Below are 7,108 nucleotides of genomic sequence, written 5' to 3'. Positions count from 1 at the left end.
AACGCGCCACCGCAAACTGGATCAAGAGATATCCGAGGAGCAGAAACGCCCCGCTGCCGATGAAGTCCGACTGCATCGATTGAAGAGAAAGAAACTGAAGATTAAAGAGGAACTGGTTCACCTGAATCCGAACTAGTCAGACACGTCGGGTTGTCCTCGCCGGCTGACGCAAATCCGGTGCAGGAGCCGATATGGAAAAACCCGTCACCCTCATTCTAGGCCTCGGCCAATTGACTGGCGAGGCCGTGGCCCGGCGCTTTGTCGAAGAAGGCCACGCCGTCATTGCCTGTGACCCGCAGATGAAGCGCGTCGAGCGGGTCGCAGACAACCTTCGTGACAAGGCGATCGTCCAGCACGAGGAACTCCACACCCGTATCGGCATCAAAAACTGCCTCGCCGCTGCCGTCGAGGCCTATGGCCATGTCGATCATATCGTCAGCGTGCCCCCCATTCCGCCGAATCTGGCCCTGGGCGATATCGACATTGACGAATTCGCGCGGTTGCACATGCGGTCTGTGCGCGGTGCCATCATGACGCTGCAACTGTTTGAAAAACACGTCGCCCGCCGGATCGAGGATGAGGGCGAGACGATGGGCCGGAAGGCGCAGCTCGGCAGCGTCACCTTTGTGCTCTCCCTGTCAGCCCAGCAGATCAATCAGGGCGACTTCGCCGATGCCGTCGTCCAGCATGCGATCCTCGGCGTCATGCGCGCCGGCTCGATCGAGCTGGCGAAGCAGAAGATCCGCTGCAATGCCATCTGCGCGCTTCGCCCGCGGGCTGAGAGCACAGAGCAGGACTGGCTGAAGCAGCGCACGCCGCTTGGCCGCGCCAGCCTCGCTGACGAGATTGCCGAAGCCGCGCTCTTCCTGTCACAGCCCTCTAGCGCCGTGATCACAGGTGAAATGCTGACCATGGATGGCGGCCGGGCCCGTCTGAGCGGCCTGATCTCGCAGGACGACTAGCGACACGGGGATATCATATAAAAAACCCCGCAGCCGGGACTGCGGGGTTTGTCTGTGCGGTGAAGGCTCGCTAGCGCTTCTTCGGATGGCAGATGACCGGCATCCAAGTATAGCCCTTGACGAAATTGTGCGGTGTGCGCTCTGGCTCTTCGAGCACTTCGATATGCTCGAACCGCTCCATCAGCTCTTCCCACAGGATGCGCAGCTGCAGCTCGCCGAGACGGTTGCCGACGCAGCGGTGGATACCGAAGCCGAAAGACAGATGGTTGCGCGCCTGTTTACGGTCGATGATCACGCGGTTCGGGTCCTCGTCCCAGAAGCGCTCATCGCGGTTGCCGGAGACATACCACATGGCGATCTGGTCGCCCTTCTTGATCGTCTTGCCATGCATCTCGACATCTTCAAGCGCGGTGCGGCGCATATAGGCGAGCGGCGTCTGCCAGCGGATGACTTCCGAAACCATGTTCGGAATGATCGCCGGATTAGCCTTCAGCTTGGCATATTCTTCGGGCCATTTGTTGAGCGCGAAAACTGACGCTGTCATCGAGTTGCGGGTTGTGTCATTGCCGCCAACGATGAGCAGGATGACGTTGCCGAGCAGCTCCATCGGCGTCATGTTCTTGGTCTTCTCGCCATGGGCGAGCAGGCTGATCAGATCATTCTTGATCGGCTGGGCCTGGCGCTCCTGATAGAGGCCCATAAAGGTCGTCAGACACTCCATCAGCTCCTGTTTCCACTGATCGAGACCGCCGGGAACGATGTCCGGATTGTGCGGGTTGGTCGCGACATCCGACCAGCGCGTGAGCTGGCGCCGGTTCTCAAACGGAAAGTCGAACAGCGTTGCGAGCATCATCGTGGTCAGCTCGATCGAGACCGTATCGACCCAGTCGAAGGGTTCACCGACGGGCAGGGAGTCGAGCAGGCCCTGTGTGCGCGAGCGAATCAGGGGCTCGAATTCCTTCAGCATGTTCGGTGCGACGGCCGGCTGGACGGTCTTGCGCTGTTCCGAATGGCGCGGCTCATCCATGGCGATGAACATTGGCAGCTCGAAATCCTCAAAGCCTTCGCCGAGCGTGATGCCGCCATATTCCCAGCTTGAGGAGAAGCGCTTGTGATCGACATCGACTTTCAGGATGTCTTCATAGCGCGTGACCGACCAGTATGCACCGGAAAAGCTGTCGGGCGTGTAGTGCAGCGGATCATTGTCGCGCAGATATTCAAAGAAGGGCCAGATCGCGTCGCGGCGCCAGAATTCGGGGTCCAGTATGTCGAAATTCGCCCAGTCGACCTCATCAACGCTCGGAATCGGCGCGCCGCGGTCGAGATGATAGTCCATCAATTTATCGCGAATGGTCGATATTGGACGCTCGAGCGAATGCTGAACCTTTTGAATTGTGTCTGCCATGAGATGCCTCCAGAGATCCCGGTTTTCCGGTGATTTTTGACGTCGCTGCGACTTTAACACAGACTTCGTTCAAAAACTATGACGCCGGCGTCATTTTTTTGATCAATACCGCTCGGACCTCGCTTTTGAGATGGCGTTCTGCATCGCATCATGCAGCGATTTGCGTTCCCGGGGCGTCAGGAACCGGCCGATGACATAGGCGAGCTGGCCGTGCGCGAGGCGCAATTCGCTCGGCCGGCGGTCCGGGAAATCGAGGCTGAGGCGCGTGAAGGCGGTCGGCAGCTGGACTTCCCTGGCATCCTGGCCGGGGTTGGAATGGCGAAGGCGTATGTCGGCGGCCGTGATCTGGACAAGGGTTTCTTCCCTGAGATTCTGAAAGTTCTTGCGAAAGGCAAACCAGATGGCGAGGGCATCGAGCCCGAACCAGCCGATCACGGGAAATGCCCCCATGGCGAGGAACATCATTCCGCCGATGAAACTCATGCCGCCGACCAGGGCCATCACGATCAGAAAGGCCCGCGGGCTGAGCGCCACATTCGGGGTCAGCGTCGCATCGAAATAGACGGTGGAGCCGGACTCTTCCATGCGTGCAATTCTAGGTCTCAAGACAGGCGAGGCAAGTGAAGGCTTGATTAGGCGCCCGCGGCATTTACACCGCTTTGACATGGCCCAGACGAAGACCAAGACCCGCAGGAAACGCCGCTCCCCGACACTCGGCCCGGAGAAAACGGCGCAGCTCTATGCCGCTCTCGCCGAAGATCGCCCGGCGCCTGAAACAGAGCTCAACTATCACAACCCCTACACACTCGTCGTCGCTGTCGCCCTGTCGGCGCAGGCGACGGATGTCGGGGTAAACAAGGCGACGAAGAAGCTGTTCGAGATCGCCGATACGCCGAAGAAGATGCTAGACCTCGGCGAAGGCGGTGTCGCCGAGCATATCAAGACGATCGGGCTGTGGCGCAACAAGGCGAAAAACGTCATCGCGCTCAGCCAGATGCTGATCGATGAGTTTGATGGGGAGGTGCCCCAGTCGCGCGATGAGCTGACGCAGCTACCGGGCGTCGGCCGCAAGACGGCGAATGTTGTGCTCAACGAAGCGTTTGGCCATGAAACCATCGCTGTCGATACGCACATCTTCCGCGTCTCGAACCGCACGGGCCTCGCCCCCGGCAAAACGCCAGACGAGGTTGAAGAGCAGCTCGAACGCGTGACCCCGCCTGAATTCAAAAAGGGCGCGCATCACTGGCTGATCCTGCACGGGCGCTACACCTGCGTGGCGCGCAAGCCGCAATGCTGGGACTGCGTGATCGCCGATATCTGCAAATTCAAGGACAAAACACCTGATCCGGCGCGGAAGACGTCCAACCTGGGGCCAAGGGGGCCTTAAGGTTAGACGTGTGCTGACCGCCCTCGCCCTTCGACAGGCTCTGGGTGAGGGTGGAGTGTACTTGCCGAGCTGTGGAACCTCATCATGAGCCTGTCGAAGGATGAAGCCGGACGCGCTGAACCCGTGCCTATCTCGGCGCGCGTTTGGCCAGGATGCGCTGCAGGGTCCGGCGGTGCATGTTGAGCCGGCGGGCTGTTTCCGAGACATTGTGATTGCAGAGCTCGTACACCCGCTGGATGTGTTCCCAGCGCACGCGGTCAGCCGACATCGGGTTTTCCGGCGGGTCTGGCAGCCCGTCGCCCTTGTTGACCAGCGCGCGGACAATGTCTTCGACTTCGGCGGGTTTGGCGAGATAATCCACGGCGCCCGCTTTCACAGCGGCGACAGCGGTCGCGATTGCGCCATACCCGGTGAGGATGACGGCGCGCGCGTCCGGGCGGAACCGGTGGAGAACTTCAACAACATCAAGACCTGAACCGTCTTCCAGGCGCAAATCCAGCACCGCAAAAGCCGGCGGGTTCATGCGCGCAATGTCTTTCGCCTCTGAGGCAGACGACACCGCCGAGACGAGAAAACCACGCTGCGTCAACGCCCTCGCCAGGCGCTGAAGAAACGGGCCATCATCATCGAGGATGAGGCAGGTGCGATCTTCAACGTCCTTCAGGGCGTCATGCAGTTTTACAGTGACGTTATAGTCCATACTCAAGTCTCCACTGATGGAGTATTTATCTGTATTCTGTCAGATTCCAAGCTTTCGAGTGCTGTTCTAGGCCAGACGGCCTGCACAATTGCACCATGTCTTGGCAAGGTTCTGTTCCGTGTCGCGATGCGCCCGCCTGTCCGCTCGATCAGTGTCTTCGCTATGAAGAAGCCGAGGCCCATATCGCCGCCGCCGAGATGCGCTTCGCCGCGCTGTGAGACATAGGGCTCGCCAAGCTTCGGCATCACGTCCGGCGCAAAGCCCGGCCCGTCATCGGTGATGGTGACCATGAATTGGCGGTCAGTCCAGCTCGCCACTGCGCGCACCTGACTGTCTGCGAAGCTCACAGCGTTCTCTATAAAGGCGCCGAGCGCGTGCAGGACTTCAGGGCTGCGCCGGATCATCGGAATGCGCGGCTCGCCGTGGTCGCCGGGCGAATAGGTGACGCGAAGTTCGACGCCAAGGCCCTGGAACGGGGCGGCGGCTTCTTCGACCAGGCTGGAAAGTGGCATATTGGCATGAACGATGTCTTCGGCCTCACGCGAGCGGCTGAGCTTGCCGAGGATTTCGCGGCAGCGGTCAGCTTGCTCGGCGATCAGGCGGACATCTTCGAAATGTGGATCGTCTTCCACGAATTCGGCACTCAGCTCCTTGGCCACGAGGTGGATCGTGGCGAGGGGCGTGCCAAGTTCATGAGCCGTCATGGCGGACATCGCGCCGATGGCAGACAGGCGCTGCTCGCGCGCCATGACGATCGAGGCGGCATCGAGCGCGCGGATCATGCGCGCTTCATCTTCGCTAAGGCGCAGGGACGAGACCGTGAAGAAGACGATGCCGATGCCCAGCGCTGCGAAATGGCCCCATTCGAACAGGGCCGGCAGATCGAAAGGGTCGTCAGTGGGCGCGGGCAGGTCAAAGGCAAAGGCTGACATCATCGCCGCGCACAGAATGGCCAGCACGGCGACGCTGACCGAAAACCGCCGGCGCAGACTTGTGGCAGCGACGGTGACCGGGGCGAGCAGGAAAAGCAGGAAAGGGTTGGCCAGTCCGCCGGTCAAGCCGAGCAGGACCGCCAGCTGGACCGTGTCGAAGCCCAGTTGAAGGGCCGCTTCCCAGCCTTTCAGCAAGACCTGGTCGCTCATTGCAAAGGACATAAAGACGTTGAGCCAGGCCGACGCTGCAATCACGGTGAGGCAAAGCCCGAGCGGCAGCTCAAAGCCAAGGCCGAACCGGACGAACAGAACCGCCGCAGTCTGACCTCCTACGGCGAGCCAGCGCAGGGTCACAAGCGTTCGGAGCCGGGCCCGCCCGCGCGCTGCGTCGACGCCAGCAAGCCCTGTCGGCAGCAGGCTGTACAGCGCCTGCTCCAGTCCTTCGCGGGTTGCGTGTGTCTCTTCCATATCGCTCCTGCGACACTGTTTCGCCAGCAACAGTGTTGCGGCAGCCGCTCGCCAGTCGCATACCTTCAGCCATGAAGATGTTCCAGACATTTATCCTTGCCGCCGCAGCTGCTGCGCTGTCGGCCTGCAGCAGTTCAAATGATGCAGGAGACGGGGAGGAAGGCGCGCAGACCAGGGCTGGCGGCGCCGTCGCCTCGTGCACGACGCGCGCCTATGAGGAAATCGGCGGCCCGTTCGAGCTGACCACGCATGAAGGCCAGCGCGTCACGCAAGAAGACTTCAAGGGCAGGCCGACGCTCATCTATTTCGGCTTTACCTATTGTCCGGATGTCTGCCCCTCGACACTGGTCAGCATTGGCAATGCCTACAGGCAACTGCCAGACGGCATCGAGCCGCCCCAAACCCTGCTCATCACGGTCGATCCTGAACGCGATACGCCGGAGCAGCTTGCGAGCTATGTCGAGAGCAACGCGTTTCCGGACAATCTCGTCGGCCTGACGGGCAGCGTTGAAGACATCGAGAAGGTGGCCGAGGAGTTCTTTATCGGCTTCGAGAGAATCGAGACGCCTGAAAGCCTCGCTGGCTATACGATGGACCACACATCCCTGCTCTATCTCATGGATGAAAACTGGAAATTGAAGACCTTCTTTGCCGAGGCAAATACAAATTCCGAGGACATGGCAACATGTCTTGGAAAGCTTCTGGGCTCATAAGATATGTTGCAATGGCGCTGAAAAGGCGCATATGTTGCAGTGCAACATGATGGGAAACACACGTGCTCTATTCACTGGTTGAGATGAACCGCGCCGCAATGGCGCCCCTGCGGCTGCAGGCGAAGGCAGCAAATTCGATCTGGTCATCTTCGACAAACCCTCTTCGGGAAACGCAATTTGCCAAATCCGTTTCCGCGGCGTCCAAAGTGTTCGAGCGCGCGACCCGCTATTACGGCAAGCCGGAGTGGCAGATCACCTCGACGGAGATTGATGGCGTCGAGCATGCCGTCACACCAACGACCGCCTGGGCCACCCCCTGGTGCCAGCTGGTCCACTTCGAAACCGAAAATGTCGAGCCGGGCCGCCCGGAGCTGCTGATCGTCGCGCCGCTTTCGGGCCACTATGCGACGCTGCTGCGCGGCACGGTCGAGGCCTTCCTGCCCACTCACGATGTCTACATCACCGACTGGACCGATGCGCGCATGGCGCCGATCTGGCTCGGCCGGTTCGATCTCGATGACTATATCGACCATATCCAGAT

The 7,108-nt window shown here is 60.4% G+C and carries 8 protein-coding genes and 1 pseudogene; 5 read left to right on the top strand and 4 right to left on the bottom strand.

The window, feature by feature from the left end; all coding sequences use genetic code 11:
* Window positions 1-16: 16 nt before the first annotated feature.
* Window positions 17-136: a DUF465 domain-containing protein gene (locus WA989_RS07635; protein ID WP_424339906.1), complete on the top strand. Its 120-nt coding sequence runs from the start codon at window positions 17-19 to the stop codon at window positions 134-136.
* Between the two features lie 55 nt (window positions 137-191).
* Window positions 192-962 carry an SDR family NAD(P)-dependent oxidoreductase gene (locus WA989_RS07630; protein ID WP_424339905.1) on the top strand — a complete coding sequence of 257 codons (771 nt, stop codon included), beginning with the start codon at window positions 192-194 and terminating at the stop codon, window positions 960-962.
* Between the two features lie 70 nt (window positions 963-1,032).
* Here WA989_RS07630 and WA989_RS07625 read toward each other — a convergent pair whose 3' ends face one another.
* Together WA989_RS07625 and WA989_RS07620 are read right to left on the bottom strand one after the other, a co-directional pair.
* Window positions 1,033-2,367 (bottom strand): cytochrome P450, encoded by a 1,335-nt coding sequence (locus tag WA989_RS07625; protein WP_424339904.1) that lies wholly within the window; start codon window positions 2,365-2,367, stop codon window positions 1,033-1,035.
* Window positions 2,368-2,469: 102 nt separating this feature from the next.
* Window positions 2,470-2,952, bottom strand: coding sequence for a DUF2244 domain-containing protein (locus WA989_RS07620; RefSeq protein ID WP_424339903.1), 483 nt, complete (start codon window positions 2,950-2,952; stop codon window positions 2,470-2,472).
* A 79-nt stretch (window positions 2,953-3,031) separates the two neighbouring features.
* On the opposite strand from WA989_RS07620, the gene nth reads away from it, so the two are divergent.
* Complete coding sequence (gene nth / locus WA989_RS07615) at window positions 3,032-3,754, top strand: endonuclease III (RefSeq protein WP_424339902.1); 723 nt, start codon at window positions 3,032-3,034, stop codon at window positions 3,752-3,754.
* A gap of 127 nt (window positions 3,755-3,881) precedes the next feature.
* On the opposite strand, the gene WA989_RS07610 is transcribed toward nth, so the two are convergent.
* Entirely contained in the window at window positions 3,882-4,454 is a 573-nt protein-coding gene (locus WA989_RS07610; protein ID WP_424339901.1) for an ActR/PrrA/RegA family redox response regulator transcription factor, read from the bottom strand.
* A gap of 2 nt (window positions 4,455-4,456) precedes the next feature.
* Entirely contained in the window at window positions 4,457-5,854 is a 1,398-nt protein-coding gene (locus WA989_RS07605) for an ActS/PrrB/RegB family redox-sensitive histidine kinase (protein ID WP_424339900.1), read from the bottom strand.
* 77 nt (window positions 5,855-5,931) lie between these two features.
* Here WA989_RS07605 and WA989_RS07600 point away from each other — a divergent pair, with 77 nt between their 5' ends.
* Window positions 5,932-6,567, top strand: coding sequence for an SCO family protein (locus WA989_RS07600; RefSeq protein ID WP_424339899.1), 636 nt, complete (start codon window positions 5,932-5,934; stop codon window positions 6,565-6,567).
* 62 nt (window positions 6,568-6,629) lie between these two features.
* Window positions 6,630-7,108: pseudogene (locus tag WA989_RS07595) on the top strand (polyhydroxyalkanoate depolymerase); the annotation flags it as partial.

The sequence above is a fragment of the Henriciella sp. genome (genome assembly GCF_049649345.1).
Taxonomy (GTDB): Bacteria; Pseudomonadota; Alphaproteobacteria; order Caulobacterales; family Hyphomonadaceae; genus Henriciella.
This window is presented reverse-complemented; position numbering and strand designations above follow the sequence as displayed.